The sequence below is a fragment of the Thermoflexibacter ruber genome (assembly GCF_900113045.1).
In the GTDB taxonomy this organism is placed as follows: domain Bacteria; phylum Bacteroidota; class Bacteroidia; order Cytophagales; family Thermoflexibacteraceae; genus Thermoflexibacter; species Thermoflexibacter ruber.
The window spans coordinates 60410-86975 of record NZ_FONY01000024.1 but is presented as its reverse complement, the minus strand read 5'-3'; the positions used below and the strand labels follow the sequence as shown (position 1 = coordinate 86975).

Annotated in this window: 22 protein-coding genes; 18 read left to right on the top strand and 4 right to left on the bottom strand. The window is 37.2% G+C overall.

Annotated features, from left to right (window positions below; translation table 11 throughout):
• Positions 1 to 179: 179 nt before the first annotated feature.
• From BM141_RS13895 to BM141_RS13855, 9 genes are all read left to right on the top strand, one after another.
• Positions 180 to 929: a LytR/AlgR family response regulator transcription factor gene (locus BM141_RS13895; protein WP_177217388.1), complete on the top strand. Its 750-nt coding sequence runs from the start codon at positions 180 to 182 to the stop codon at positions 927 to 929.
• 420 nt (positions 930 to 1349) lie between these two features.
• On the top strand, positions 1350 to 2636 hold the full coding sequence (locus BM141_RS13890) for a c-type cytochrome (RefSeq protein WP_091546670.1): 1287 nt from the start codon (positions 1350 to 1352) through the stop codon (positions 2634 to 2636).
• Positions 2637 to 2744: 108 nt separating this feature from the next.
• Positions 2745 to 5975: a TAT-variant-translocated molybdopterin oxidoreductase gene (locus BM141_RS13885; protein ID WP_091546666.1), complete on the top strand. Its 3231-nt coding sequence runs from the start codon at positions 2745 to 2747 to the stop codon at positions 5973 to 5975.
• A 65-nt stretch (positions 5976 to 6040) separates the two neighbouring features.
• Positions 6041 to 7474, top strand: coding sequence for an NrfD/PsrC family molybdoenzyme membrane anchor subunit (gene nrfD / locus BM141_RS13880; RefSeq protein ID WP_091546662.1), 1434 nt, complete (start codon positions 6041 to 6043; stop codon positions 7472 to 7474).
• A gap of 40 nt (positions 7475 to 7514) precedes the next feature.
• The gene (locus tag BM141_RS13875) at positions 7515 to 8132 is read left to right on the top strand and encodes a DUF3341 domain-containing protein (protein ID WP_091546655.1); all 618 of its coding nucleotides are present in this window, start codon (positions 7515 to 7517) and stop codon (positions 8130 to 8132) included.
• 23 nt (positions 8133 to 8155) lie between these two features.
• Positions 8156 to 8809 (top strand): c-type cytochrome, encoded by a 654-nt coding sequence (locus BM141_RS13870; RefSeq protein ID WP_091546651.1) that lies wholly within the window; start codon positions 8156 to 8158, stop codon positions 8807 to 8809.
• A gap of 96 nt (positions 8810 to 8905) precedes the next feature.
• A complete protein-coding gene (locus BM141_RS13865; RefSeq protein WP_091546648.1) occupies positions 8906 to 10204 on the top strand; it encodes a quinol:cytochrome C oxidoreductase in 1299 nt (432 codons plus the stop codon).
• Between the two features lie 119 nt (positions 10205 to 10323).
• On the top strand, positions 10324 to 11343 hold the full coding sequence (locus BM141_RS13860) for a cytochrome c oxidase subunit II (protein WP_091546645.1): 1020 nt from the start codon (positions 10324 to 10326) through the stop codon (positions 11341 to 11343).
• Positions 11344 to 11362: 19 nt separating this feature from the next.
• Positions 11363 to 13261 carry a cytochrome c oxidase subunit I gene (locus BM141_RS13855; protein WP_091546642.1) on the top strand — a complete coding sequence of 633 codons (1899 nt, stop codon included), beginning with the start codon at positions 11363 to 11365 and terminating at the stop codon, positions 13259 to 13261.
• Between the two features lie 68 nt (positions 13262 to 13329).
• On the opposite strand, the gene BM141_RS13850 is transcribed toward BM141_RS13855, so the two are convergent.
• Positions 13330 to 14526, bottom strand: a complete 1197-nt coding sequence (locus tag BM141_RS13850; protein WP_091546640.1) for a murein hydrolase activator EnvC family protein — start codon at positions 14524 to 14526, stop codon at positions 13330 to 13332.
• Positions 14527 to 14818: 292 nt separating this feature from the next.
• Between BM141_RS13850 and BM141_RS13845 the strand changes: the two genes are divergently transcribed.
• The 4 genes from BM141_RS13845 to BM141_RS13830 all read left to right on the top strand — a co-directional run bounded on the left by BM141_RS13845 (position 14819) and on the right by BM141_RS13830 (position 19120).
• Complete coding sequence (locus BM141_RS13845; RefSeq protein ID WP_091546638.1) at positions 14819 to 17359, top strand: DUF5686 and carboxypeptidase-like regulatory domain-containing protein; 2541 nt, start codon at positions 14819 to 14821, stop codon at positions 17357 to 17359.
• Between the two features lie 80 nt (positions 17360 to 17439).
• On the top strand, positions 17440 to 17844 hold the full coding sequence (locus tag BM141_RS13840) for an EVE domain-containing protein (RefSeq protein WP_091546635.1): 405 nt from the start codon (positions 17440 to 17442) through the stop codon (positions 17842 to 17844).
• Between the two features lie 56 nt (positions 17845 to 17900).
• Positions 17901 to 18320, top strand: a complete 420-nt coding sequence (mce, locus tag BM141_RS13835) for a methylmalonyl-CoA epimerase (protein WP_091546631.1) — start codon at positions 17901 to 17903, stop codon at positions 18318 to 18320.
• 146 nt (positions 18321 to 18466) lie between these two features.
• Positions 18467 to 19120 (top strand): hypothetical protein, encoded by a 654-nt coding sequence (locus BM141_RS13830; RefSeq protein ID WP_091546628.1) that lies wholly within the window; start codon positions 18467 to 18469, stop codon positions 19118 to 19120.
• A 1-nt stretch (position 19121) separates the two neighbouring features.
• Here the strand turns inward: BM141_RS13830 and BM141_RS13825 are convergent, their stop codons facing one another.
• Entirely contained in the window at positions 19122 to 19814 is a 693-nt protein-coding gene (locus BM141_RS13825; RefSeq protein ID WP_091546624.1) for a 4Fe-4S binding protein, read from the bottom strand.
• Positions 19815 to 20046: 232 nt separating this feature from the next.
• Between BM141_RS13825 and BM141_RS13820 the strand changes: the two genes are divergently transcribed.
• The 5 genes from BM141_RS13820 to BM141_RS13800 all read left to right on the top strand — a co-directional run bounded on the left by BM141_RS13820 (position 20047) and on the right by BM141_RS13800 (position 25360).
• Positions 20047 to 21276, top strand: coding sequence for a hypothetical protein (locus BM141_RS13820; protein WP_091546683.1), 1230 nt, complete (start codon positions 20047 to 20049; stop codon positions 21274 to 21276).
• Between the two features lie 21 nt (positions 21277 to 21297).
• Complete coding sequence (locus tag BM141_RS13815; RefSeq protein ID WP_091546621.1) at positions 21298 to 21663, top strand: hypothetical protein; 366 nt, start codon at positions 21298 to 21300, stop codon at positions 21661 to 21663.
• Between the two features lie 95 nt (positions 21664 to 21758).
• Positions 21759 to 22523 (top strand): exodeoxyribonuclease III, encoded by a 765-nt coding sequence (locus BM141_RS13810; protein ID WP_091546617.1) that lies wholly within the window; start codon positions 21759 to 21761, stop codon positions 22521 to 22523.
• Between the two features lie 167 nt (positions 22524 to 22690).
• Entirely contained in the window at positions 22691 to 24457 is a 1767-nt protein-coding gene (locus BM141_RS13805) for an ABC transporter substrate-binding protein (RefSeq protein ID WP_245764063.1), read from the top strand.
• 207 nt (positions 24458 to 24664) lie between these two features.
• A complete protein-coding gene (locus BM141_RS13800; RefSeq protein ID WP_091546612.1) occupies positions 24665 to 25360 on the top strand; it encodes a hypothetical protein in 696 nt (231 codons plus the stop codon).
• Positions 25361 to 25386: 26 nt separating this feature from the next.
• On the opposite strand, the gene BM141_RS13795 is transcribed toward BM141_RS13800, so the two are convergent.
• Together BM141_RS13795 and BM141_RS13790 are read right to left on the bottom strand one after the other, a co-directional pair.
• Positions 25387 to 25749 (bottom strand): hypothetical protein, encoded by a 363-nt coding sequence (locus tag BM141_RS13795; RefSeq protein WP_091546608.1) that lies wholly within the window; start codon positions 25747 to 25749, stop codon positions 25387 to 25389.
• Between the two features lie 76 nt (positions 25750 to 25825).
• Entirely contained in the window at positions 25826 to 26566 is a 741-nt protein-coding gene (locus tag BM141_RS13790; RefSeq protein ID WP_091546606.1) for a LytR/AlgR family response regulator transcription factor, read from the bottom strand.

Below are 26566 nucleotides of genomic sequence, written 5' to 3'. Positions count from 1 at the left end.
TAACATCCCTAACTTTTGCTATTTATTTAAACTTTATAACTCAACAACCTATCTTAGATATAAAAAACTTTATATTTTAACTAGCACAATTGGTGCACTTAATTAGAAAAGAATAAATTTGCTTGCAAGCTGATTTTTTGCGTATCACCTTTAAACCCGAACATTCAACTATGAAAACTGTGAGAATACTAATCGTAGAAGACGAAACACTGACTGCGGCAGACATCGAAGAAAAATTGACTGCTTTTGGCTATGAAATTATAGGCACAGTGCGTACTTATGAAGAAGCAATCAATGTAGTAAAAAAAGACCTGCCTGATTTAGTTTTATTAGACATCAAAATAGCAGGAAACAAAGATGGCATAGAAACAGCCAAAGCCATCAATCAGATTGCCCAGCTTCCTATTATTTTCTTGACAGCGCACAGCGAGCAGGCTATGGTAAAGCGTGCGATGCTTGCTCACCCTTCTGCCTATATTTTAAAACCTTTCCGCACCGAAGATTTTGTGATAAGCATTGACTTAGCTATTCACAATTTTTATGCTTTTCAAAACCAAGCTAAGCCCCAAAGCGGGTGGTGGGATACGGAAAAAGCATTAAAAGATGCTGTTTTTGTTCCTTCTAAGCAAGGTGGACATGAAAAAGTGTGGAAGCAAGACATTTTGTACTTAGAAGCCGACGGCTATATTTCTACCCTCTATACGGCTGATAGCCATTTTGTTATTTCTACCAATATAAAAACTATAGAAGCACAACTCACTGACCCTACTTTCATTAGAATTTCCAAACAACATTTAGTAAACCTACCTCATGTGCGCCGCATTGCCAATAGCAGCCTCTGGATTCGCGACAAAGAATTAGTGATTGGGCGAGAGTACAAGGAGGCTTTTTTTGAGAAAATTCCTAAACTTAAAACAAAGTTGGACTAAACTCAAAATAAGTAATTGTGCAAATTAAAACAACCTTCTGCTGCTATCTAAATCTTTTCTCAAAGGGTAAATCTCTTTGATTATCAATATTTTAACTCCCTTCCCAGAAAGCTAAGGGGTGGAGATGGAATGGTTATTTTTGCACAATTACTTAGAGAAATATCAAAAATCTAAGCTACCAAGTTTATTTAGAACAATTCTAAATTGATGTAATTAGTTTACATATTTTTACGTTTCTATTGAAAATTCGACTCACGCACATTTATTTTGTAGCAATTAATTCTATGAATCATTTGCAAAGATTGATTTTGCTGTTAGTTTTGTATCAAAATTGAATACTTTGAGAAGTTTAGTGAGGTAAGTAAATGATTTTTAAATTTTTGAAATCGTATTAGCCAATTTGATAAAATAAATATATATATGTCAAAGTCTATAACAACTCGCATTTTATCTTTTCTTTTTGCCTTTTTATTGGTGAGTATGTTTGCTTTCGCACAAGACGACGGCACTACTCAAGGAAACGGTACTACCGATAATACTACGCAGACAGGAGGAGCAGCAGGCGGCTTGTCCGACAACGCAGATGTGATTGCGAAAGGGGAAGAACTTTTCAACGGAAATTGTAAGCAATGCCATGCGGTCAATGCAAAAGTAGTAGGTCCTGCTTTGGCAAAGGTCTATGAACGTCGCAATATTCCTTGGTTGATTAATTTTATTAAGTATCCTCAAAAAACCATAGAAAGCGGAGATGCTTACGCAGTAGCTTTGTATAAGCAATATAATCAGTTCATGCCTAACCACGACTTTTTAAAAGACGATGAGATTGTAGCTATTCTTTCTTGGGTGAAAAAAGAAACTGATAATCCTACTGTGGCGAAAACTCCACCTACGGGAGAGCCAGGTACACCTCAAAACCCAACAGAATCTAACTCAGGCTTGTTAGTGGGTATTGTAGTAGCCTTAGCTACTCTGCTTGTAGTGGTTCTGGCGGTATTAGCTATGTTAGGTTCAGTTTTGACCAAGTATTTAGCAAAAGAAAAAGCATTGAGCGAAGCAGATAGAGCAATTTTAGAGCAAAAAGTAGAATGGGGCAAAATATTGACAAGTAGAGGTTTCGTAGGGATTGTAAGTTTTGTATTTGTGGCGTTGGTCTTAAAGGTAGCCACTGAGGCTCTTGTTACTATTGGGGTACAACAAGGATATGCACCAGACCAGCCTATTCCTTTCTCTCACAAGTTACATGCGGGTCAGTATGAAATAGATTGTAAGTACTGCCACCATACAGTGGAGAAAAGCAAACACGCAAGTATCCCTGGACCTTATGTGTGTATGAATTGCCATAATGCAATTAAAACGACTTCTCCAAATATGGATTTGATATACAAAGCAGTAGAAAACGACGAGCCTATTCAGTGGGTAAGAGTTCACAACCTTCCTGACTTGGCTTACTTCAACCACGCCCAACATGTGAAGGTAGCAGGTTTGGATTGTACTAACTGTCATGGAAATATCAAAGAAATGGAAGTAGTGCAGCAAGTTTCTTTGCTCACAATGGGTTGGTGTATAGACTGCCACCGCAAAACGGAGGTAAATGCCAAAGGAAACGGCTATTACGATAACTTATTGGAAATGCACTCTAAGTATTCTAAGCAACCAATGAAAGTGGAAAATATTGGCGGTTTAGAGTGTTCTAAGTGCCACTATTAAAAATTTAGATAAGCATGAGTTTTGGTACTCCTGCTTATTTCACTATTTTGTGAACTAATCTCAAAACAGACCCATTAATCAGTCATTTGAAATTATTTTTTTAAAAATATGAGCGACACTAAAAAGTTTTATTGGAAAGGCATCGAAGAACTTACAAATGATATAGAGGTTGTCAAATATGCGGACAAGGAGTTTCCTGAGCATTTGCCAATCAAAGATAGCTTTGGAGATAACTCGGAAGAGGTAAAATCCAATCGTAGGGATTTCTTGAAACTTATGGGCTTCAGTGTAGCCGCAGTTTCTTTGGCGGCTTGTGATACACCCGTGAAGCACGCTATTCCCTATATCGTTAAACCTGAAGAAATTACACCGGGTATTCCTAATTATTACGCCTCAACGTATGCTGAAGGGGGAGATTATTGTGCTATTTTAGTGAAAACAAGAGAAGGTCGTCCTATTTTTATTGAAGGTAACAACTATTCTAATGTTACTTTTGGTGGGACAAGTGCAAGAGTGAATGCCTCCATTATGTCTTTATATGACATTGAGAGGGCAAAAAATCCTACCATTAATGGCAAAGATACCGATTGGGCTACGGTGGACAAAGAAATCTCAGCTAAGTTGGCTTCTATTACACAAAGCGGAGGACAAATTCGCATCGTTTCCAATACAATTCTTAGTCCTTCTACTAAAAAAGTAATTGCAGATTTTATCGCAAAGTATCCTACTACTGTTCATGTTACTTATGACCCGATTTCTTCTTCGGCTCTTTTGCAAGCAAACAAGGCAAAATTCGGAAAAGCAGTAGTTCCTTCTTATAAATTTGACAAAGCAAACATCATTGCAAGCTTTGGAGCAGACTTTTTAGGGACTTGGATTTCGCCGATAGAATATGCTCGCCAATTCGCTCAGAATAGAAAAGTAAATAAAGATAAAAAGCAAATGTCCCGATTGTACTCTTTTGAGTCTATCATGTCTTTGACAGGGGCAAATGCAGATTATAGAACGCCGATTAAACCTTCACAAGAAGGCTTAGTTTTGGCTAAGCTCTACAATTTGATTGCGGCAAAAGCAGGGAAATCTACGATTAGTACCGCTGATGTCAAAATTCCTTATTTGGAAAAATGTGCGAATGATTTGTGGGAAAATAGAGAAAAAGCCTTAGTAGTTTCTGGCTCTAATGATGTAAAACTGCAAACATTAGCCAATGAAATCAATGAAATGCTGGGTAGCTATGGTACTACTATTGATATAAATACCCCTTCTTTTCAAAGACAAGGCGATGATGCAGCGATGAGTACTTTTGTAAAAGATGTAGAAGCAGGAAATGTAAAAGGTGTTATTTTTTACAACTGTAATCCCGTCTATGACCATCCACAAGGGGCAAGTTTAGCTAAAAATTTAAGTAAAGTAGAGTTGCGAATAAGTACAGCAGATAGAGCAAAGGGGGAAACTTCTTCTTTGTGTACTTACAACTGTCCTGATAGCCACTTTTTAGAGTCTTGGAATGATGCAGAACCAAAGAAAGGCTACTTTAGCTTAGGGCAGCCTACGATTATGACGATTTTCAATACGCGTCAAGTACAGCAATCTCTCTTGACATGGGCAGGCATTACTACCGATTACCTGACTTATATCCGCAATTTCTGGAAAGAAAATTTATTCAAATTACAAAGCAAAGAAAGTGAGTTTGAACTTTTCTGGAAGCGGTCTTTGCACAATGGCGTATTTGAACCCACAGTAGGGGAGGGGTACACCTCTCTTAACGAGGCAAGTGCAACCGCTCCAGCAAGCATAGACTTAGGAGCAATTGCTTCTGAAATTGGTAGTGAGTACAAAGCGACCAATTCAGGAGTGGAATTAGTGATTTACCCTAAGGTACTGATAGGTTCTGGGGCTGAGGCAAACAATCCGTATATCCAAGATTCGCCAGACCCTATCTCGAAAATGACTTGGGGCAACTATGTTTCTGTGCCTTTGAGCATGGCAAAGCAAATGGGCTTTGTCAATAAAGAAAATAAGGCAACCACCGCTACTGTCAAAGTTGGAAATCAAGAGTTTAATCTTCCTGTATTTATCCAACCGGGGCAGGCACCTGATACCATTGCGATAGCTTTGGGTTACGGTAGAGTAAATACTGATAAAATTTCAGTAGGTAAGGTTGCTAATGAAGCAGGTGGAGTAAATATGTATCCTTTTGCAGCACGAGGTAGTGAAGTGAAATATGCTCAATTTACAGGGGTAAGTATTGCAGATTCGGGAGATTGGGAAAGATTAGCTACTACGCAAACGCATAGCACATTCATGGGTAGGGAAACTATTATTCAAGAGGCTTCTTTGGCTCAGTACCAAAAAGACGAAAAGGCTGGTAGATTTTTCCCACATATTAGCGGAAGCATCAAGGGAAAAAGAAAGCCTACAGATGTAACTATTTGGGACGTTTCAAGTGATGGCTATAGTGCTGAGAATGAAACAAGAACAGAATACGAAAAAACACTTTGGAATGCGAGAAGGGGAATTAAGGCTGATATTCATAAGTATCCGAACCACCATTGGGGTATGTCTATAGACTTGAACTCTTGTATAGGTTGTGGAGCTTGTATTACAGCTTGCCATTTAGAGAACAATGTGACAGTAGTTGGCAAGAAAGAAATCATTAACCGCCGCGAAATGCACTGGATTCGCATTGACCGCTACTATACTTCAGAAGGAGATGGTTTAGAAGAAAGAGATTTTGATAAGTTAGCTCAGGTAGTAGAAAATCCAAAAGTGGTATTCCAACCGATGATGTGCCAGCACTGTAACAATGCGCCTTGCGAAACAGTTTGCCCTGTAGCTGCCACTACACACAGTACAGAAGGCTTGAACCAAATGACTTATAACCGTTGCATAGGTACAAAATATTGTGCTAACAACTGTCCATATAAGGTAAGACGCTTCAATTGGTTTAAGTATTACAATAATAACGAATTTGACTATCACCAAAACAACGATTTGGGCAAAATGGTGCTGAACCCTGATGTAACTGTTCGTTCAAGAGGGGTCATGGAAAAATGCTCATTGTGCGTACAGCGTATCCAAGCAGGAAAGTTGAAAGCAAAGAGCGAGGGTAGAAGACCTAAAGACGGTGAAATTACGACAGCTTGTGCTTCTGCTTGTCCTACTGAAGCAATCGTGTTTGGAGATTTGAACGATACAAGTACTAAAATTTCTGTATTGTTGGATTACGAAGTAGAAAAAGGTAGAGCTTATAATGTATTGGACGAAATCAATACTCGTCCTAATGTTTGGTATCTGACCAAGATTAGAAACATAGACGACGAGCAGAAAAAAGCCTAATGCTTATTCCTGCTTTTTATAAAATTTTTGCGTAATTAGAACATTAAAAAATAACTATATATCAAATGCAAATCGTATCAGAAGTAAGAGAGCCTTTGGTAACAGGAGGTAAAACACATAAAGACGTTACCGAAGATATATGCAAACAGGTAGAAGGCGCACCAAGTCCAGCTTGGTTAGCTTCCCTTGCCGCCTCGCTTTTAGCATTGGGTGTAGGTGGGTATTATTTAGGTGATATGCTTTGGAATGGTATCGGACGCTGGGGCTTAAATAAAAGTGTACAATGGGCGTGGGACATTACCAACTTCGTATGGTGGGTAGGTATCGGTCACGCAGGTACTTTGATTTCTGCCATTCTTTTGCTATTCCGTCAGAAATGGCGTACCTCTATTAACAGAGCCGCAGAAGCGATGACAATTTTTGCCGTTATTTGCGCCCTGTTCTGGCCTATTGCTCACATGGGAAGACCTTGGATAGGTCCTGTTTGGGCTTTCCCTTTACCAAACACTTATGGCTCTTTGTGGGTAAACTTTAACTCCCCACTGCTTTGGGACGTATTTGCGATTGGTACTTATTTTTCTGTATCCTTGCTTTTCTGGTATGTTGGCTTAGTTCCTGACTTTGCTACTATCAGAGATAGAGCAACTTCTAAGATTTCAAGATTGATGTACGGTATTTTGAGTTTAGGCTGGGACGGCTCAGCAAAATCTTGGATGCACTACGAAGCAGTTTCTTTGATATTAGCAGGTCTTTCCACACCTCTGGTACTCTCTGTACATACCATAGTAAGTTTTGACTTTGCTACTTCTGTTATACCCGGTTGGCACACCACCATCTTCCCACCTTACTTCGTTGCAGGTGCGATTTTCTCAGGCTTTGCCATGGTATTAACCTTGATGTTAATTACACGCAAAGTATATCACCTCGAGGATTATATTACCATTGAGCATATCGAGATGATGAATATTATCATCATCGTAACAGGCTCTATCGTAGGTATAGCTTATACAACTGAGTTGTTTATAGCTTGGTATTCTGGGGTGGAATATGAACAGTATGCCTTCTTGAACCGCTCTACAGGTCCTTATTGGTGGGCTTACTGGTCTATGATGACTTGCAATGTAATCTCTCCACAGCTTTTCTGGATAAAGAAGATTCGTACAAGTTTAATGTGGACGTTTGTATTATCGATTGTAGTGAATATAGGTATGTGGTTTGAACGCTTTGTGATTATCGTAACTTCACTGCATAGAGATTACTTACCTTCAAGCTGGACTTATTTTATTCCAACTATGCACGATGTTGGCACATATCTATTTACTTTTGGCTTGTTCTTTACTTTCTTCTTCTTATTTGCTAAGTTCTTCCCAGTAATTAACATGGCAGAGGTTAAAGCAGTATTGAAAGAGTCTAACTCAAAGGTGTATAGGGCAAGAAGAACATTGGTAAACGAACCATTACCTTCTTTGGAAGAAACGGTAGTAGAGAAAGAAGCTTAATAATCAAAAATCTATTAGAATCCTGAACAAAGTTTTTAATATGGAAAAAAATAAACATTTTTTAGTGGGCATATTCGGCGACCAAGATGACCTATTACATGGAGTAGAAGACATAAGAAAAAAAGGTGTGAAAATCTATGAAGTATTTACTCCTTTCCCTGTGCATGGTTTAGAACATGCCTTGGGCTACCAAAGGTCTTGGACTCCTAAAGCGGCATTCATGTTTGGCTTTTTAGGTACTTGTTTGGCGATTATTATGCAAGTAGGTATGATGGTGATAGATTGGCCTATGGTCATTGGGGGGAAACCTTATCTGGCTATTCCTGACTTTGTGCCTGTTACTTTTGAATTGACTGTTTTGTTGGCTTCTTATGGAATGACATTGACATTCTTGTTTGTGAAAGGCTATCTGCCTCACAAAGTACCAAGAATTTTTGATATTAGGGCTACTGATGACAAGCACGTCATGGCAATAGATTTAGCAAATAATTCTTTGAGCGAGGAGCAGATTCGTTCTATCCTTAAAGATGTTCATGCTGAGGAAGTTTATAGACGTGATTTTACAGATGAAGAAAATCAAAGTTCCTTTATCAAGTATGTGGTAGATTTATTTACCAATGGAGTAACAAGGTCAAGTAGAATTGCGCATCATCGTTAAAAAATTAAAACACATTAGCAAAAATGTTATCAAGAATACATCTAAGCATAATTGTAGCAATTTTCGCTTGCTTGCTGTATAGCTGCGAGCCTAAAGGGAATTATACAGGAACCGAATATGCACCCAATATGTATCACTCAGTTGCATACGACCCTTATTCCCAGATTATAGACTCTACTACCTATGGACGCGAGTACTATAACTCTAATCCATATAACCAATACAAAGGTAAAAAGCATATCAATATGATGCCTCCTGTGGAAGGAACCGTTCCGCGCCAAAACTATCGCTCAGTAGCAGATAGCTCCAAAGATGCAAGAGATAAGGCTTTGTATTTTTATGAATTGCATGTAGATAGTTTTGCTTTGGCAGGTAGAATTTTGACTAATCCTGTACCTGCAAGTGATGGTGTAGTAGAGGAAGGAAAAAACTTATACCTTACTTACTGCCAGCCTTGCCATGGAGAAAAAGGCTTGGGAGATGGAAAAGTAGGGGCTATGTATAAAGGGGTGGCTAACTTGACAGGGGCAGCATATAAAAACTTGCCAGAAGGACATATTTTTCATGTAATATCTCATGGTAAAGGCAGAATGTGGGGGCTTAAAACCACTATTACGCCAGAAGAAAGGTGGAAAATAGTTCATTACGTAAAGAAATTGCAAAAAGGCGAAGGTTAAGTTTAAATTGCCTTGTTCTAATATTTGAAATTAATTGAAATTGTTTTATTACAGCCTAAAATTATTGCTGTTCAAAATATAAAAAATTAAAAGATAATGAAAGCAGAATCATTCGACATTGATGAAAGGTTTGTTTTTTCAGATGGTGCAAGAAGAAGCATTTTTACCATCTTAGTTATAGGGTTAGTGCTTTTTGTCATAGGAATTGTGATGTTAGTTACAGGAGGCGGTCATGACGAGGCACATGCACTTGCTTTCGCAGGTGGCGAAGGTGGAACTACCTCAGAGCATGGGCATCACTATAGCTGGACTGACCGACTAATAGTTAATTTTTGGATTAACAACGTATTTTTCTTAGGTTTAAGTATCATAGGGGTATTCTTCTTTGCGATTCAGTATGCGGCTCATGCAGGCTGGTCTGCTGGAATTAAGAGAGTGCCTGAGGCTTTTGGTAGCTTCCTGCCTATGGCAGCTGTATTGATGCTTGCAGTATTCTTGATAGGGAATCATACTATTTTTCATTGGACAGATAGTTCCTTGTATGATAAGAGTAGTCCTAACTATGACGAAATCATTGCTGGGAAGCAAGCGTTTTTGAATCTGCCTTTTTATTTGATTAGAATGGTTGTTTTTTTAGGTGGCTGGATTGCCTTTTACTATGCACTTAGGAAACAATCTCTGTTAGAGGATATTGAAGGGGGGACCAAGCGTTTCTGGAAAATGAAAACTATTGCTACCTTATTTATTATTTTCTTTGCTGTATCTTCTTCTGTTTCTGCGTGGGATTGGATTATGTCTATTGATACACACTGGTTCAGTACTATGTTTGGCTGGTATGTATTTGCAAGTTGGCATGTGGCAGGTTTAGCAGCTATTTCATTGGCATTAGTATTTTTGAAGGAAGCAGGATACTTAAAGTTCATGAATGAAAGCCATTTTCACGATATTAATAAAATGGTTTTTGGTTTTAGTATATTCTGGACTTATATATGGTTAGGTCAGTTCCTTTTGATTTACTACGCAAATATTCCTGAAGAAACTATCTATTTTGTAGAAAGATTGGAAAGCGACTTTTACAGTAAGTTTATCTTTTTCAACTTGTTTGTTAATTTCTTCTTTCCTTTCTTAGCTTTTATGACAAGAGATTCTAAAAGAAAAGCGACTATCATCAAAATAGTTTGTATTGCGGTACTGATAGGGCATTGGTTTGATTTCTATTTGATGATTACTCCGGGTACATTAAAGGAAAATGGTGGCTTTGGCTTCTTGGAAATTGGTTTAGCTATGATATACTTGGCGGCTTTTGCTTATGTAGTAGCCAATGCTTTATCAAAAGCACCTTTGATAGCTAAGAACCACCCAATGTTACAGGAAAGTCTGCACCATCATATTTAGAATTTTACTTATTTAAAATTTTCTGAAAGTTTTTCAAAAAAATTCAATTTTTTAAAACCTTTCAATTTTACAGAAAGTAATAAGAGCAAATATTATTCAACATATTATATACAAGCTATATGACAAGTCTTCTCATTATAACAGGTACTATCCTAATCATTGCACTTTTTGCCTTGGTATATAGGATATTAGCCTTAGTAAACATTGCCAAAGGGACGCATGAAAAGCGAGTTGGCTTTAGTAATACGGTAAATGGCTTTTTATTTATTGTATTTTTCATTGTAGGTTTTGGTGCTTTCTTTTGGTATTCAGGAAAAGCAGAATATTTACCACCTCCTTCTTCGGAGCATGGGGTAATTACGGATAACCTATTTTGGGTAACAACAGCTATTATTACGGTTGCATTTGTGCTAACGCACATCTTGTTATTCTTCTTCCCATATTGGTTTAGATTTAGAGAAGATAGAAAGGCATATTGGTATCCAGATAATACAAAGTTGGAGTTATTGTGGACTGCTATACCTGGGGTAGTTATGGCACTATTAGTAATTACAGGTTTAATAGAGTGGACTAAGATCACTGCACCTGCTCCAGAAGATTCTGTTCAGTTTGAAATAGTAGGTAAGCAGTTTAATTGGATGGTTCGCTATCCAGGTAAGGACGGTAAGCTTGGGAAGTATGATTATACCAAAATAGATGGAACGAATCAGCTGGGGATGGATTTTGCTAACGATAAGGCAAATTTTGATGATTTTATTCCAAGAGAAATTCACATTCCTAAGGGTAAACCTGTAAAGTTAAATATTAGAGCGAGAGATGTATTGCACAGTGTATATATGCCTCATTTCAGGGTAAAGATGGACGCAGTACCCGGTATGCCAACTACTTTCTGGTTTATTCCTACTAAAACTACCGCTGAGATGCGTAAAGAACTAAACAATGATAAATTTAATTATGAAATGGCTTGTACTGAGGTTTGTGGAAATGGACACTTTGCGATGCGCATGGTAATAGTAGTAGATGAACCTGAGGAATTTAATAAATGGGTAACAGAGCAGGAGCCTTGGGCAAGTCAAAATAAGGATTACATATCAAGTTTGAAATTAAAAGATTTCAATTTAGCTGATTTAGAAAAGTAATAAAAAATCAATATAAAATATGTCTGTAGTAGATACACAACTTCACACATCTGTTGATAGCCACGTACATCATGACGAACATCATGACCACGAGCATCATGAGCAGTCTTTCATTAGAAAGTATATTTTCTCAGAAGACCATAAGATTATTGCTAAGCAGTTTCTTATTACAGGTATTTTCTGGGCTATTATTGGCGGCGTGTTTTCTGTAATTTTCCGTTTGCAGTTAGGTTTTCCAGAAGCAAACTTAGAGATACTTAGACCTATTTTAGGAGGTTGGATTACAGAGCAAGGTAAACTTGACCAAAATTTCTACTTGGCGTTGGTAACAATGCACGGTACTATCATGGTGTTTTTTGTATTGACGGCAGGGTTGAGTGGTACTTTCAGTAACTTTCTGATTCCTTTACAGATTGGTGCAAGAGATATGGCTTCTGGGTTTCTGAATATGTTGTCGTATTGGTTTTTCTTTGCATCAAGTGTCGTCATGTTTGCTTCTATATTCATAGAAACAGGTCCTGCGGCAGGGGGATGGGTTATTTATCCTCCTTTAAGTGCTTTGCCTCAGGCAAGTTTGGGCTCTGGATTGGGAATGACTATGTGGTTGATAAGTATGGCTCTGTTTATAGTAGGTTCTTTACTTGGTAGTATTAATTATGTTACTACAGTAATTAATCTAAGAACCAGAGGTATGAGCATGTGGAGGTTGCCATTGACAGTTTGGGCGTTTTTCTTGACAGCCGTAATAGGCATACTTTCTTTCCCTGTGCTATTCTCTGCTGCTCTACTATTAATTTTTGATAGAAGCTTTGGTACAAGTTTTTACTTGGACCAGATTTATATAGACGGAGAGGCTCTTCATCATAGCGGCGGTAGTGCGCTTCTTTTCCAACATTTATTCTGGTTCTTGGGACACCCAGAAGTGTACATAGTGTTATTGCCTGCTTTGGGTATCACCTCTGAAATTATCGCTACGAATGCACGTAAGCCAATTTTTGGTTACTCTGCGATGGTAATTTCTATGTTGGCAATTACGTTTATTTCGTTTATCGTATGGGCGCACCACATGTTTGTAACAGGTATGAATCCATTTCTTGGTTCTGTATTTATGTTACTCACGCTAATCATTGCAGTACCTTCTGCGGTTAAGTCATTCAACTACATTACTACTCTTTGGAGAGGAAATATAGTATTTACACCAGCGATGTTGTTTTCCATCGGCTTAGTATCCTTCTTCATTTCTGGTGGAGTAACGGGTATTGCGTTGGGTAACTCAGCGATTGATATTCAGTTGCATGATACATATTTCGTAGTGGCTCACTTTCACTTAGTAATGGGTTCTGCCTCTTTCTTTGGAATGTTAGCGGGTATCTACCATTGGTTCCCTAAAATGTTTGGTAGAATGATGGACGATAAGTTAGGGTATGTCCACTTCTGGATTACTTTTGTGGGTGTTTACTTCGTGTTTTTCCCTATGCACTATATCGGTATTGCAGGTTTCCCAAGAAGATACTATTCATGGACAAACTTTGATGCTTTTAGTTCTTATGCTGATTTGAATATGCTGATAAGTATTGCAGCTATCATTACTTTAAGTGCGCAATTTATTTTCCTATTCAACTTCTTCTATTCTATCTTCTATGGAAGATTAGCACCTTTGAATCCATGGAGGTCAAATACGTTGGAATGGACTACGCCAAGATTACCGGGACACGGCAACTGGCCAGGCAAAATACCAACAGTTTACAGATGGCCTTATGATTACAGCAAGCCTAATGCAAAAGAAGATTTTATACCTCAGCATATCCCTCATTACGAAACAGTTGAGTCCAACTTGGAGCATGAGAAGGTATTAGAGGAGTATGACAGGGAGTTGGCAAAGGAAAGCGAAATTCATGTATCTTCTCACTCACATTAATTTTAAACTGATATTTTGATACTCAATACAGACTGTTTAGAGGGCAGTCTGTATTTTTTTTTCTCCACTCAATACTTTGCTAACCATTCTTCTGGGTTGAGTTTTTTCTTGTTTTGCCAAACTTGAAATTGAAGTTCAGACAATCCATTATTAGCATTTATCCCTACTTTACCTATCCATTCTCTGGCTTTAACTTTTTCTCCTATTTTAATTTTTACTTCTTTAAGACGTGCATACACAGTGTAGTAATCACCATGTTGCACAAGCACCATGTACTCCTCACCCATTACCTTGCTTACAGCGATGACCGTACCCTCATAAACAACTCTTACGCCCTCATTTTGCGAAGTACGAATATCTATACCCAGATTTTCAATAGTAATGTTCTCTAAAACAGGGTGTTTATGTTTACCAAATCTTCCAATAATCAATCCTTCTTTCACAGGCCATGCCAATTTGCCTTTAGCCTCTGCAAAAGATTTTGTATTTACTATGATGCTTTCAGGAGTTCTTTTGCTGGGACTTTCTGTAATATTGCTTTCTATTTGACTGCTTCGGTTTATTGCGGCTGTTACTGCTTTATCAAGTTGTAGCATTGCCTTTTTCCGGTTTTCAATTTCTATAAAAAGTTCTCTCTCCCGATTTTTTAGAGAGCTAATAATAAGTAATTGCTCGCTCTGCAATTCTTTTAATTTTTGTTGTTGATTTTCATAATCAGAAAGCAAGTTTGCCTTTTCAACTTTTTGTTGTTGGAGTCTTTGTTTTTGCGAGGCTAATTCTTTTTGGTGTTTTTCTATCTTCTTGATTTGTTTTTTTCTACCCTCATCATACTGCTTGAGGTAATTAAGTCGCCTTGTGAGCTGGTTAAATGATTCAGAGGAGAAGATAAAGGAAAGTTTATCTAAACTATTATTGACTTTTGCAGAAAGATAAATCATCTCAGCATATTCATCTTTGAGTTTTTGGAGTAGCTTTTCGTTTGTTTTTATTAGAGAATCTGCGTGGGCAATTTCTTGGTCTATGAGAGGAATTTCTTGTAGGATAGTACTCATCAAATGATTTCTTCGTTCTATCTGTCTGTTCAGTTCATCTAACTTGCTAATATTCAGTTCTTTAAAGTGCCGTGTTTTTTTTAAGACTTGGTCTGCTTCTTGTATTTTTTTTTGCTGTATCACTCTTTCTTTATCAAGTTCTTGCTTTGTTTTTTGAGCAACAGTTACATGTGTCCAGTAGCAGCAAAGTAATAATATGAGTAGATTTCTCATTGTGAAAAGAATTTTTAAGGGGTTCAGACAAAAATAAGAAAGTTTTAAAAATGAATATTTGCAACCTTATCAGTATTTTTTTCATCTTACTTGAAAATAAGAGAATTTTTAACTATTTTCGAGATTAATTTTATAGTTTTTTAAAAGTTATTTGTAGGTTATGAAGTAACAATGTACAACTTCTAAAGTAAAAATTTCGTTTTTAATACGGATATTGCATCATCTCATCGGACTATATATCGCCAATAAACAAGCAGCAAATTTGGTAAGAATTAAATTAAAAGAACTTCTAATGGATAGATTTCTACGGCAGTCATTGTGGATAGTTGCACAAAGATTAGCGTTGCTTTTCGTTTTATTGCTTTTTTATTTTGATACTTTCGCTCAGCAAACAGTAATTACGGGAAAAGTAATAGACGCAGAAACAGGTGAGCCTATTCCCTTTGCCAATGTGTATTTTAAGGGTAGTCCTTCCAATGGAGCAACCACAGACTTTGATGGCTACTATAAAATAATTACCGATGCCCCCACTGATTCTTTGATAGCTTCTTTTGTAGGGTATTCTTCTAAAACCCGTTTTGTGGAAAAAGGTAAAATACAGATAATTAATTTTCAGCTAAATGCACAAGTAACTACACTGAGAGAGGTAGTGGTTTCTGCAAAAAACTACGAAAATCCTGCATGGGAAATTTTGCGAAATGTAATAAAAAACAAAGAAAGAAATGATAAAAGAAATTTGCAGGCTTATAGTTATGAGTCATACAATAAAATAGAATTAGATGTAGATAACATCACAGAAAAGTTCAAAAAACGCAAACTTGTTCAACAAATTATTTCTGTCATAGACTCTGCCAAAGCTGTTGCTGGGGAGGACGGTAAACCTATTATTCCCGTATTTATCTCAGAATCCCTTTCTGATTTCTACTGGCAAGCGAATCCTGAAAAACAAAGAGAAATTGTCAAAAAGACTAATATTCAAGGTATTGCGGTGGAAGATGGAAGTTTATCTGCCCAGATAATTGGGACTTCTTTTCAGCAGTATAACTTTTATCAGAATTGGCTAAAAATCCTCAATAAAGATTTTATTTCACCTATTGCAGACGGTTGGAAGGGGTTTTATGACTACGACCTCAAAGACAGCAGCCAGGTCAATGGCATGAAAACATATCGCATAGAGTTTTTCCCTAAGCGAGAGCAAGATTTGGCATTTACAGGAACGATGTGGATTACTGATTCCACCTATCACTTTGCTTTGCAACGCATAGAAGCGACGATTGACAAAAAAGCAAACCTGAACTTTATAGAGAAAATCAAAATACAGCAAGAACTCCAACCTACCGAACCCAATCAGCCATGGCTACCTGCTAAAACTCGTATTCTGGTTGATGTAGGAGATGTTAAAGACGATTGGGCGGGTCTGCTGGCAAAATCTTACATCTCCAATAAAAAATATACCATTAACAAGGTCAAAAGCGATGACTTTTTTAAGGAGAGTATTACAGTCATGGAAGATGCTAACCTAAAAGATAAAGCATTTTGGGAAAGAAATAGGCACGATTCTTTGACGATAACAGAGAAGAATATGTATCAAATGATTGATACTATCAAAAAACTCCCCATAGTCAAAAGCTACATAGAGATTGTAGATATTGCAGTAAATGGCTATAAATCAGTAGGAAAAATTGATATAGGACCGTACATTTTTCTATACTCTAACAATAATATCGAAGGACATCGGATTAGGCTTGGGTTTAAAACGAATGCAGAGTTTAATAAAAAACTCATACTAAAAGGTTATTTAGCTTATGGGACTGAGGACGAGAGGTTTAAGTACGGACTTGGCTTTGACTATATCCTTTCTCGCAAGCCGTGGACACAATTTGGTTTTTATAGCAAATACGATTTAGGTCAAGTTGCCTTGCTCAATTCAGATTTTAGTGCAAGAAGCAATGCACTTTTTGCGTCTTCTGTACTTTGGGGCAATATGTATAATCGTCGTCCTTTTATGCAACTTTCCAACGAGTTTTATTTTCAGACCGATGTAGCTAAAGGATTTATTCAGAAAATAGCCCTTAAAAATCAATTTTTTGACCCCTTATTTAGCTTCGAGTTTTTTGATGGAGTAGAAAGACAACGCACATTCTCTACTGCGGAGGTATCCTTAGAAAGTCGCATTTCGTTCAAAGAGCAGTACATTCAATACGATATGAGTCGCGAATCCATCAATGTAAAAAATACTCCTATTATTACTTTGCGTATGATATTAGGCATGAGAGGAGTATTAGGCAGCGATTTTAACTATCAGAAAATCTCAGCAAATATTTCTCAGCAAATACGCATGGGAGCATTTGGGCGGGGTACTTATTCTTTGACGGGGGTATATATTCCTAATACCCTTCCTTATCCGCTTTTGGAAGCTCATTTAGGAAATCAAACCTATTTTTACAATGGCTTTGCCTTTAACCTAATGAACTTTTTTGAATTTGTAAGCGATAGGGCTTTGTCTTTTAGCTATGTACATCGTTTTGAGGGTTTAATTTTCAATCGCTTACCTTTGATTAAAAAGCTAAAATGGCGATTTTTAGCTACGGCTAATGTGCTATACGGGGGCTTGCGAAAAGAAAATATTGACCTAATTCCTGTTACAACCCCAGACGGCATACCTCTCCGCACATTTTCTGCCTTGAGAGATGAACCTTATATAGAAGTAGGTTATGGCATAGAAAATATTTTCAGATTTCTACGCATAGACTTTGTTCATCGCCTTACCTACTTAGACCGTCCTCACATCAGCCGCTTTGGTATCAAAGGAAGTGTGCAATTTAGGCTGTAAAAAGTTATTTCATCATTTTTTGAAAAGAAAGAAGTAGAAAGTGTTAAATTTGGAGGATAGTTTCTAATTTCAAAAAACAGATGAATCATTGGTTAGTCAAATCAGAACCCAGTGCATACAGTTGGGACGATTTTGTAAACGAAAAAAGAACGTTTTGGAATGGAGTGCGGAACTTCCAAGCCAGAAATAACTTAAAAGCGATGAAAGAAGGAGATTTGGTCTTTTTCTATCATAGCGTAAATAATCCCGCAGTGGTGGGAATAGCCAAAGTAGTGAGAGAATTTTACCAAGACCCTACTACTGACGATGCCAACTGGGTAGTAGTGGATTTAGAGCCTTATCAAGTACTCAAGCATCCTGTCAGTTTGCAAAAAATTAAGGAAACGCCTGAATTGCAAAATATTGCCCTTATTCGTCAGTCGCGACTTTCGGTCATGCCTTTGAAAAAAGAGGAGTTTGACCTGATATTGGCAATGAGTGAGTAACCCAAGCATCATCTAATACTAAATTATTTAGATAATTAATTATAAATCAATATTTTATGCCAAATCAAGGCTTTTTAAAAGTAGAACATATAGGCATAGCAGTAAAAAGTATCAAAGCTTCTAATGAACTTTTTTCAAAGCTATTTGGCAAAGAAGCCTACAAAGAAGAAAAAGTTGAATCCGAAGGAGTTGTTACTTCTTTTTTTCAATTAGGGGAAACTAAAATAGAACTATTAGAAGCCAGCCGAGAAGATAGCCCTATCGCCAAGTTTATTGAGAAAAGAGGGGAGGGAATTCACCACATTGCCTATGAAGTAGAGGATATTATCTCTGAAATGCAAAGGCTTAAAAACGAAGGCTTTATACTCTTGAATGAAGTACCCAAACAAGGCGCAGACAACAAATTAGTGTGTTTTTTGCACCCTAAAACGACCAACGGGGTCTTAGTAGAAATCTGTCAAGAAAATCGTGTTTGATGCCAATAGACATCATTAGGATTGGATTAATTTAATACTAATTATCATTGTTTTAAGATTTTTTGCAACCTTATGAAGTGCAAAATACGTTAAGTAGATAAGAATGTGAGTTTTGGGTTAGTGTATCATTTAAACAATGAAAGCAGATGAAAAATATATTTTTTGTTACCTTATTCATATTTTCTTTTTATTTATTTTTTGCAGAAAGTAAAGCAAATGCACAACAACTTTCACGCGATTTTTGGCACGATGGGGAAGTCAATCTTTTTTCAGGGGAAACTTTGAAAGGAAAAATAAAGTATGATTTAGATACGGATAATATCCAATTGCAATACAACAATACTATCAAATCTTTCAGTGCTTTTCAGGTAGAATCATTCCAATTTTTTGATGAGGTACTGAAAATGCCACGTGCTTTTTATGCTTTACCATACAAAAAATCAGGTAATTACGAAAGTCCTACTTTTTTTGAACTATTGGCAGAAGGCTACCTGACCCTGTTGAATAGAGAAATCATCACTTACAGAATGATGTATCCTACGGGCTTTTGGGGGTGGGGGTATCGTCCTTGGATGGGAACGAGCGTGCCGGTATTAGACGATTCTTATTATGTGTTGTTGATGAAAGAGGAAAAAGTAGTAAAATTAGTAGATACTAAAAAAGACATTTTAGCCCTCATGCAAGACAAAGCAAGAGAGGTAGAAGGCTTTGTTGCTGCCAATCGTATTCGCTTTGATAGGCGAGAGGATTTGGTTCGTCTTTTTGATTTTTATAACTCTATGAAACCCAAAATCAACTAATTTACTTTTTGATAATCGGTTTGAATTTGGGCTTAAAAGTAGGTTTTTCAGGAGGTGGAGTTGCTACTGCACCTTCTTCTTTTTTCTGTTCTATCTCTGTTTTTACTGACTCGGCTTTGATGCTTTCAGTTTTGGCTTTTTCTCTTTCTTCTGCTTCTTTTTTTCGCATGGCTACCTCTTGCTCAGTCATTTTGCTGAATGCAAAATTCATTTGGCGAATATCAAACACGCTGTAATCGTATTCTGGGGTCATAGTAATGCACTCTGTTGGGCAGACCGTAGTACAAAGTCCACAAAAACAGCATTTTGCCATGTCAATATCAAACTTTGTAGCATATAGGCGAATAGGAGTCCCGTCTGAGGCAGTTCCTATTTGCTCTGAGGCTTTGACCGACTCTATGTCTATGCAATTAACAGGGCAGATTTTGGCACATTTATCGCAAACGATGCAGTCCTCTATTTCCACATGGAGTTGGTAACGACCTACGTCTGGGATAGGCAACCTTTCTTTGGGGTATTGCAAAGTAACAATGCCAGCCTCTTGTTGAAAATAATTTTTGTCCGTAGCGGGTATGGTATTGCGAAGTCTTTTATTTTGGATAGCTTTTTTAAAATGCCTGAACGTCAGCCTAATCCCTTTTGAAAGTGTGCTGATAGATTCGTGAACGTTAGTAAAATATTCTTTGGGTGTCATCTAATTGGGTGTTACAAACTAAATGTAGCTTTGCATCACAGTCTTAGGCTGTTTTTTGATGCTTGTATGTTTAATTCGTTTTCTTTAAAAAATGTTCCTCTTTTTACCGAAACTTCGACACAAAGTTACTTTTAAATGATTACTTTGTATATTTACCTCTGAGTAAAAATTTGTAAGGACAAAATCTACTTTGATTATTGCCTTTTATATTTTTGTAAAAATACTCAATATTATGATTCCAACACTTCGCCGACAATTTAATGCTCAATTTTCACAAGAAAAGTACGATGCCCTCTTAGATGACATTGCAGAGGAATTTGGTTATAGAGTAGCCTTCAAGATTTGCGAAACCCCCGTTTTTATAGATAAAAACTTGAAAAACATCTTGATAGAAGCCACTCAAGAAATAGTAGGTCAAATTTGGCAAGCAGATTATGCAGCTAAGATGCACTTAGCTACTCCGCCACATCTGAGCGTGCCAAATGAAGATAACCAGCCTACCTTTATGGCAGTAGATTTTGCTCTGTGCCAAGACGAGCAGAACCCAGAAAGACTTATCCCGCAACTTATAGAGCTACAAGGCTTTCCTTCCCTTTTTTGCTTCCAGCATTTTTTGAACCTCAAATACAGGAAGCACTATGCCATACCTTCTTCTTTGACTCATTTTCTTAAAGATGAATTTGTTACGGACAATCAACTATACATAGAAACGCTTAAAACAGTCATAGTAGGGGAGAGCAAGCCAGAAAACGTAATTTTGCTGGAGATAGAGCCGGATAAGCAAAAAACAAAAATAGATTTTTCTTGCACTGAAAGGTTTTTAGGAGTAAAACCTGTTTGTATCACCCAAGTTCGCAGTGAAAAAGTAGCTAATGGGAAAACTAAACTTTACTATGAGGAAAACGGCAAGAAAATTTGGATAGAAAGGATTTACAATCGCGTTATTTTTGACGAGTTGAACCTTCGCAAAGACTTGGAACTACATTTTGATTTTCGCGAAGATTTGGACGTAAACTGGTTAGCACACCCTAACTGGTTCTTTAAGATTAGCAAATTCACTTTACCTTTCTTAAAAAGCAAGTATGTGCCTCCTACCAAATTTTTGCATCAGCTTCCCTCTATTCCTGATGATTTAGAAAACTATGTGCTAAAGCCCCTTTTCTCTTTTGCAGGGGCAGGAGTAAAGTTTGATGTAAGCAAAGCGGACATAGAGCAAATCTATGCAGATAAGCACCTTGACCCCGCTAATTATATTTTGATGAAAAAAGTGCATTATCAGCCGATTATCCAAACTTTGGATATCTCCGCCAAAGTAGAAATACGCATGTTGCTTCTTTGTATAGATGGGAAAATGGAGGTAGTAACGAACCTTGTCCGATTGAGTAAAGGGAAAATGATGGGAGTAGATTTTAATAAGGGTTTGGACTGGGTAGGTGGCTCGATAGGATATTTTGAAATTTGAAAAGAAAACTTTTAAAGGCAGATGAAAACAGAACAAGATTTAGAAGATGCTTGGGAAAGTCTGGTAGCAAATATTGAGCATATTTTTGGAAAAAAACCAGACTTAAACGGCGTATTGTTTATGATAGGAGTGCAGGAACTGGGGAAGGGCGTAAAAAATTTTTCCAAAGAGGAAAAGCAAGACCTCATGCACATTGCGATATGTAAAGTGCTGAGCCTCTCAGGTTTTTATGAATTGGAAGGAGTAGATGAGCAAGGATGGCCTCACTGGAAACTTGTCAAAAAACTTCCTTTTTTTGATTTGCTTGGACAGGAGAAACTGCTCAAAATACATATCATTGAGTATTTTGAAAAAGAAATCTTTGTCGAAGACCGTTTTACTCAATAAGAAATTAGTTTACCAAAAAATTATTTTCATTTCTTATTTGTGTAAGTCTTGCTTTTTAAGCAAAAAAAGTACTAATTTGGAATTGTTAATCTTTTATGAAACTAATTACTTATAATATCAACGGCATAAGGGCTGTGATTAAAAAAGGCTTCTTGGAATGGCTCGAGGCTGCGCAGGCGGATTATGTTTGCTTACAAGAAATCAAAGCCAATGCTGACCAAGTAGATTTGTCTGTTTTTGAGCAAATGGGTTATCAAGTATATTGGTATCCAGCAGAAAAGAAGGGGTACAGTGGGGTAGCTATTTTGGCAAAGCATAAAGTAAACCGAGTACAGTATGGCTTTGGACTGCCTAAATACGATGTGGAAGGACGTTTGCTGCAAATAGAAACAAATGATTTTGTATTGATAAGTGTATATATGCCCTCAGGAACGACAGGCGAAATAAGGCAAAACTTTAAGTATGAATGGCTCGATGACTTTTATGGCTATGTTACCGACCTCAAGCAGAAAGCACCAGCACTTATTATTAGCGGTGATTATAACATCTGCCATAAAGAGATAGATATACACAACCCAACAAAAAATGTGAACACTTCTGGTTTTTTACCAGAGGAGAGAGCGTGGATGAGTAAAGTGATGGAGAGTGGATTTATAGATACGTTCAGGTATTTCAATAAAGAGCCTCATAACTATACATGGTGGAGTACAAGAGCAGGCGCAAGAGAAAAAAATTTAGGCTGGCGAATAGACTATCATTTAGCTTCTGCGCCTTTGGAAAGTAAGCTGAAAAGATGTTCTATTCTGAACAAAGTATATTTTTCAGACCACTGTCCTGTGGTATTAGAATTAAATAAATAGCACTCAACTATGGGCTTTATTGATTTTAGGTTCAATTTTTGGTATGAATTTTTGGTACTTAACTGTTTAAAAATCTATACATTGTTCTAAACCTATTCTTAAATTTTAAACTTATTTGAATTATTGTGAAACAAATGATACTTAACTCAATAAAAATGATGAAGCCGATGAGAAACATTATCATCTGTCAATTCGTAATGCTGAGCTTATTTTTGGTAGGGTGTGGCAGCGAAAGTGAAGATACTACAAAATCTTTGCAACCTGCCAACGGGGGAAGATATTATGGAGGTGTATTCAGACTGAATGAGTCAGAGTACATTAAAAATTTATTCCCTCATAATATAGTAGATGTATATTCCTATCGTGTAGCCGCTCAGATATATGAGGGACTTTTCAAGTTTGACCAAGGCGGAAACCTCAAAGTAATCCCTGCCTTAGCGGAAAGCTACGAAGTAGATGACTCTTATACAGTCTATACTTTTAAACTTCGCAAAGGAGTACTATTTCACGATGATGCTTGTTTCCCCGGTGGAACTGGACGAGAAGTAACCGCAGAAGATGTAAAATATTGCTTTACAAGACTTTGCACGCAAGACCGCAATAATCGTGCTTTTGATATTTTTGATGGAGTAGTCAAAGGAGCAAGGGCTTACTACGATGCGACGGTAGGTGGAAAAACTCCAAGTACAGAAATTGAAGGGATAAAGGTAATAGATAAATATACTATACAAATTACTTTAGAAGCTCCCAATGTGCTATTCCTCACTCATTTGGCTCGTCCTCAAACCTTCATCTTCCCTAAGGAAGCCTATGAGAAGTATGGCAATGAGATGAGAGTGAAAGCAGTAGGCACGGGTCCTTACAAAGTAGCAAGCATAGACGAGGATATTAAAATCAAATTGGTAAAAAATGATAAATATTATCGCAAAGATAAGCACGGGAATCAACTGCCTTTCATAGATGCCATAGAAATCAACTTTATTAGAGATAAAAAGACTGAATTGTTTGAGTTTCGCAAAGGGAATTTGGATATGATGTATCGCCTACCTACTGACTACATCATCGAGATATTAGAAGAAACACAAGTAGAAGACGGTGGATTGAGCAAATATGAGTTACAAAGAGAACCTGAAATGCAAACACAGATATTCTCTTTTATGAGCATGGACGGAGTTTTCAAAGATGTAAATGTACGTAAGGCTTTTTCATTTGCGATTGACCGAAAGAAGATTTTAGATTTTGTGCTTAATGGAGAAGGCTACGAGCCGGGTATGCACGGTCTGACTCCTCCTTCTTTCCCTGACTATGACATCACAAAAATACATGGATACGATTTCAACATAGACTCTGCCCAATATTATTTGGCAAAAGCAGGTTTTCCCAAAGGACAAGGTTTCCCAAAAATCACGCTTGACCTTAACCCAGAAGGAGATAGGCACTCTAACGTGGCATTGGAAGTACAAAAGCAGCTAAGAGATGTCTTGAACGTACAGTTAGAAATCAATATCCTACCACATGCCCAAATCACGGACAAATGCTTAAAAGGTAATTTCTCCTTGATTCGTCTTTCTTGGGTGGCAGACTATCCAAGCCCTCAAAACTTCCTTTGGATGTTTTATAGCAAGTACGTTACTCCATTAGGGGAAAACTCCTATCCAAACATTCCAAGATACAAAAATGAGAAATTTGACAGGCTTTATGAAAAAGCTATTGCTTCTACCTCCTCAGTCGAAGCCAATAAACTTTTCATGGACGCTGAGAATCTGGCGATGAGAGATGCTCCTATCATAGTGCTTTGGTACGATGAGTGTTATCGCTTGCTTAGTTCTCGTGTAAAAAACTTCCAAAATAATCCTATGCAATATAGAGATTTCAGTGAAGTATATTTCGAGCCTGAAACTTCTAATGCATCTGAAAAAGAAGGAGATAATTAATAACGTAATTCTTGATAAATTGTAGAAGTACAAACAGTTTTCATAGAGATAAATAGCAGCAAGAAGGCTTCCTAAGACAGGAAGCCTTCTTGCTGCAAAAACAAATACTTTTTAAGCAGCTTTTAAAACTTTAAAGATAAAGGCTTTGTTATTTACTCATTATTGATTATTTTTATCATATTTTCATAGCAAAATTGTATTTATCTAATGCTATTTGTAGATTTTATTATCATTATGACCTTGTTTTGGCTCACTATTCCTGCGGTATGTGGTTACTACGCCTATTCTCGCGGTAGGTCATTCTGGTTTTGGTTTGCTATGGGGACATTCCTACCTATCATCTCTCATGTAATTTTACTGTTTTTACCTAATCAAACCAACGAGTTTGAAAAAGAATTGGAGGAGATTCGCTTACAGTATGGTATTGCAGGAATTAAATCTGATAAAACTAATAATGCTCAAATCAATAAATTATTGAAAAAGCCCAGACAAAAAATACATTTTGAAATCAAAGAACTTAGACAAAAAAAAGTAGTAGAAATCTTCATCAATGGAGTCAATCTAAAGCACATCATTCACCAAGCAGAAAAAACAGATGCAAATATTTATGAGGGCATACCTCTGTCCCTTTTCCGTACTACTTCTTTGCACTTGCTTGGAGAACCAGAAGCAGGCTATGGAGATAACGAAAAGAGAGCTGCCCTATTGATTTGTAAATCAGATACTTATTTTAGAAGTGCCTTAATGGCAAAGATAGAAATTCATCGCAAATACATCGTTTGGCATAGTTTTCAGCGTAATCAAAAACCAGACAATCGTTACCACTCCCTTGCCTTTGCTTTTAATAAGATTCAATATATGAATGCTTTAGATGAAATCCAACAAAAAATAGAGGTCGCTTAGAAATAAGTCGCTTAGAAATAAGTCGCTTAGTCCTCTGGGAAAGGAATAAAAACAAAGTTCATAAAGTCCATATCCACAACAAAAAGGCAAGCAAACTCATCAGGCGATTTCCATGCAGACCTGAACAATTCCTCATCTGTAACTAATTGCCTATCAATAAACTCGTTTAAAAAAGAGGCATAATAGTTCCATTCTGTGCCAAATTCTCTCCTTCCTGCCAACAGCGAGCCAATAGCTATCTCCTCCTTACAAATAGGGAAAATAGGGTAATCAGAGTATCCTCTTTTGCGAATCATATAAGAGGTTTCTTTCAGTATATCAGCTACTTTGATAAAATCACTACTAATCGTACCAAGATATTTGCCATTCAACTCAGGGTCGTTGTGCATAAGATTTTTGATTTGGAAATGCAGATAAAACTTACCTGCAAATTTATTCCTAAAAATTAAAATTTTCTCTATTCTTTTATTTTTCTAACATTTTTAAGAGGCTATCCTTACGCCTTTGGGCAAGAGGGAGGTAGATTTTTTCTTGTAATACTATAGAGCCTCCTTCGCGCTTGTCTATGCGTTGCAGGTACGCCAAGTTAATGAGGTAAGACTGATGAGTGCGGAAAAAACCACTGTTTTCCAGTAACTGCTCGTATTCTTTTAAGGTCTTGGAAACAACAATTTTACGGTTTTCTGTAAGGAAAAAACTGGTATAGTTGTTATGGGCTTGTAGGTACAAAATTTCTTGCGTGCTTACTATGTAGATATTGTCGCTGTCTTTTAAGACCAGCTTTTTTACTTGCTGGCTGAAACTTTCTACATTGCTCAGAAGCGTGGCTAACTGCAATTGGTTTTGGGATTGCTGTTGGACTTTTGGGGCTTTTTGTACTGCTAAAAGCAACTCTTCAGGGTCTATGGGTTTGAGCAAATAGTCTAAAGCACTGAATTTAAAGGCTTTTACTGCAAACTCGTCATGAGCAGTAATAAAAACTACCTGAAAATCAATAGGGGAAATGCTTTTTAGTAAGTCAAAACCTGTGCCGTCAGGCATATCTATGTCCAAAAGCACCAAATCGGGAGAGGTTTCCTCTATCAAAGCCAATCCTTCAGCTACGCAAGTAGCTTCCCCTGAGCAAAGGAGGTTTTTCTCCTCTTTCAAAATGCTTTTAATCAAATTGCGGTGTTTCTCTTCGTCATCTATGATAACAAACTTCAT

What these genes read in the sequence shown, in the direction of transcription:
- BM141_RS13890 (WP_091546670.1), top strand. Translation starts at nt 1,350, where the DNA reads ATGTCAAAGTCTATAACAACTCGCATTTTATCTTTTCTTTTTGCCTTT.
- BM141_RS13885 (WP_091546666.1), top strand. Translation starts at nt 2,745, where the DNA reads ATGAGCGACACTAAAAAGTTTTATTGGAAAGGCATCGAAGAACTTACA.
- nrfD (WP_091546662.1), top strand. Translation starts at nt 6,041, where the DNA reads ATGCAAATCGTATCAGAAGTAAGAGAGCCTTTGGTAACAGGAGGTAAA.
- BM141_RS13875 (WP_091546655.1), top strand. Translation starts at nt 7,515, where the DNA reads ATGGAAAAAAATAAACATTTTTTAGTGGGCATATTCGGCGACCAAGAT.
- BM141_RS13870 (WP_091546651.1), top strand. Translation starts at nt 8,156, where the DNA reads ATGTTATCAAGAATACATCTAAGCATAATTGTAGCAATTTTCGCTTGC.
- BM141_RS13865 (WP_091546648.1), top strand. Translation starts at nt 8,906, where the DNA reads ATGAAAGCAGAATCATTCGACATTGATGAAAGGTTTGTTTTTTCAGAT.
- BM141_RS13860 (WP_091546645.1), top strand. Translation starts at nt 10,324, where the DNA reads ATGACAAGTCTTCTCATTATAACAGGTACTATCCTAATCATTGCACTT.
- BM141_RS13855 (WP_091546642.1), top strand. Translation starts at nt 11,363, where the DNA reads ATGTCTGTAGTAGATACACAACTTCACACATCTGTTGATAGCCACGTA.
- BM141_RS13850 (WP_091546640.1), bottom strand. Translation starts at nt 14,526, where the DNA reads ATGAGAAATCTACTCATATTATTACTTTGCTGCTACTGGACACATGTA.
- BM141_RS13845 (WP_091546638.1), top strand. Translation starts at nt 14,819, where the DNA reads ATGGATAGATTTCTACGGCAGTCATTGTGGATAGTTGCACAAAGATTA.
- BM141_RS13840 (WP_091546635.1), top strand. Translation starts at nt 17,440, where the DNA reads ATGAATCATTGGTTAGTCAAATCAGAACCCAGTGCATACAGTTGGGAC.
- mce (WP_091546631.1), top strand. Translation starts at nt 17,901, where the DNA reads ATGCCAAATCAAGGCTTTTTAAAAGTAGAACATATAGGCATAGCAGTA.
- BM141_RS13830 (WP_091546628.1), top strand. Translation starts at nt 18,467, where the DNA reads ATGAAAAATATATTTTTTGTTACCTTATTCATATTTTCTTTTTATTTA.
- BM141_RS13825 (WP_091546624.1), bottom strand. Translation starts at nt 19,814, where the DNA reads ATGACACCCAAAGAATATTTTACTAACGTTCACGAATCTATCAGCACA.
- BM141_RS13820 (WP_091546683.1), top strand. Translation starts at nt 20,047, where the DNA reads ATGATTCCAACACTTCGCCGACAATTTAATGCTCAATTTTCACAAGAA.
- BM141_RS13815 (WP_091546621.1), top strand. Translation starts at nt 21,298, where the DNA reads ATGAAAACAGAACAAGATTTAGAAGATGCTTGGGAAAGTCTGGTAGCA.
- BM141_RS13810 (WP_091546617.1), top strand. Translation starts at nt 21,759, where the DNA reads ATGAAACTAATTACTTATAATATCAACGGCATAAGGGCTGTGATTAAA.
- BM141_RS13805 (WP_245764063.1), top strand. Translation starts at nt 22,691, where the DNA reads ATGAGAAACATTATCATCTGTCAATTCGTAATGCTGAGCTTATTTTTG.
- BM141_RS13800 (WP_091546612.1), top strand. Translation starts at nt 24,665, where the DNA reads ATGCTATTTGTAGATTTTATTATCATTATGACCTTGTTTTGGCTCACT.
- BM141_RS13795 (WP_091546608.1), bottom strand. Translation starts at nt 25,749, where the DNA reads ATGCACAACGACCCTGAGTTGAATGGCAAATATCTTGGTACGATTAGT.
- BM141_RS13790 (WP_091546606.1), bottom strand. Translation starts at nt 26,566, where the DNA reads ATGAAGTTTGTTATCATAGATGACGAAGAGAAACACCGCAATTTGATT.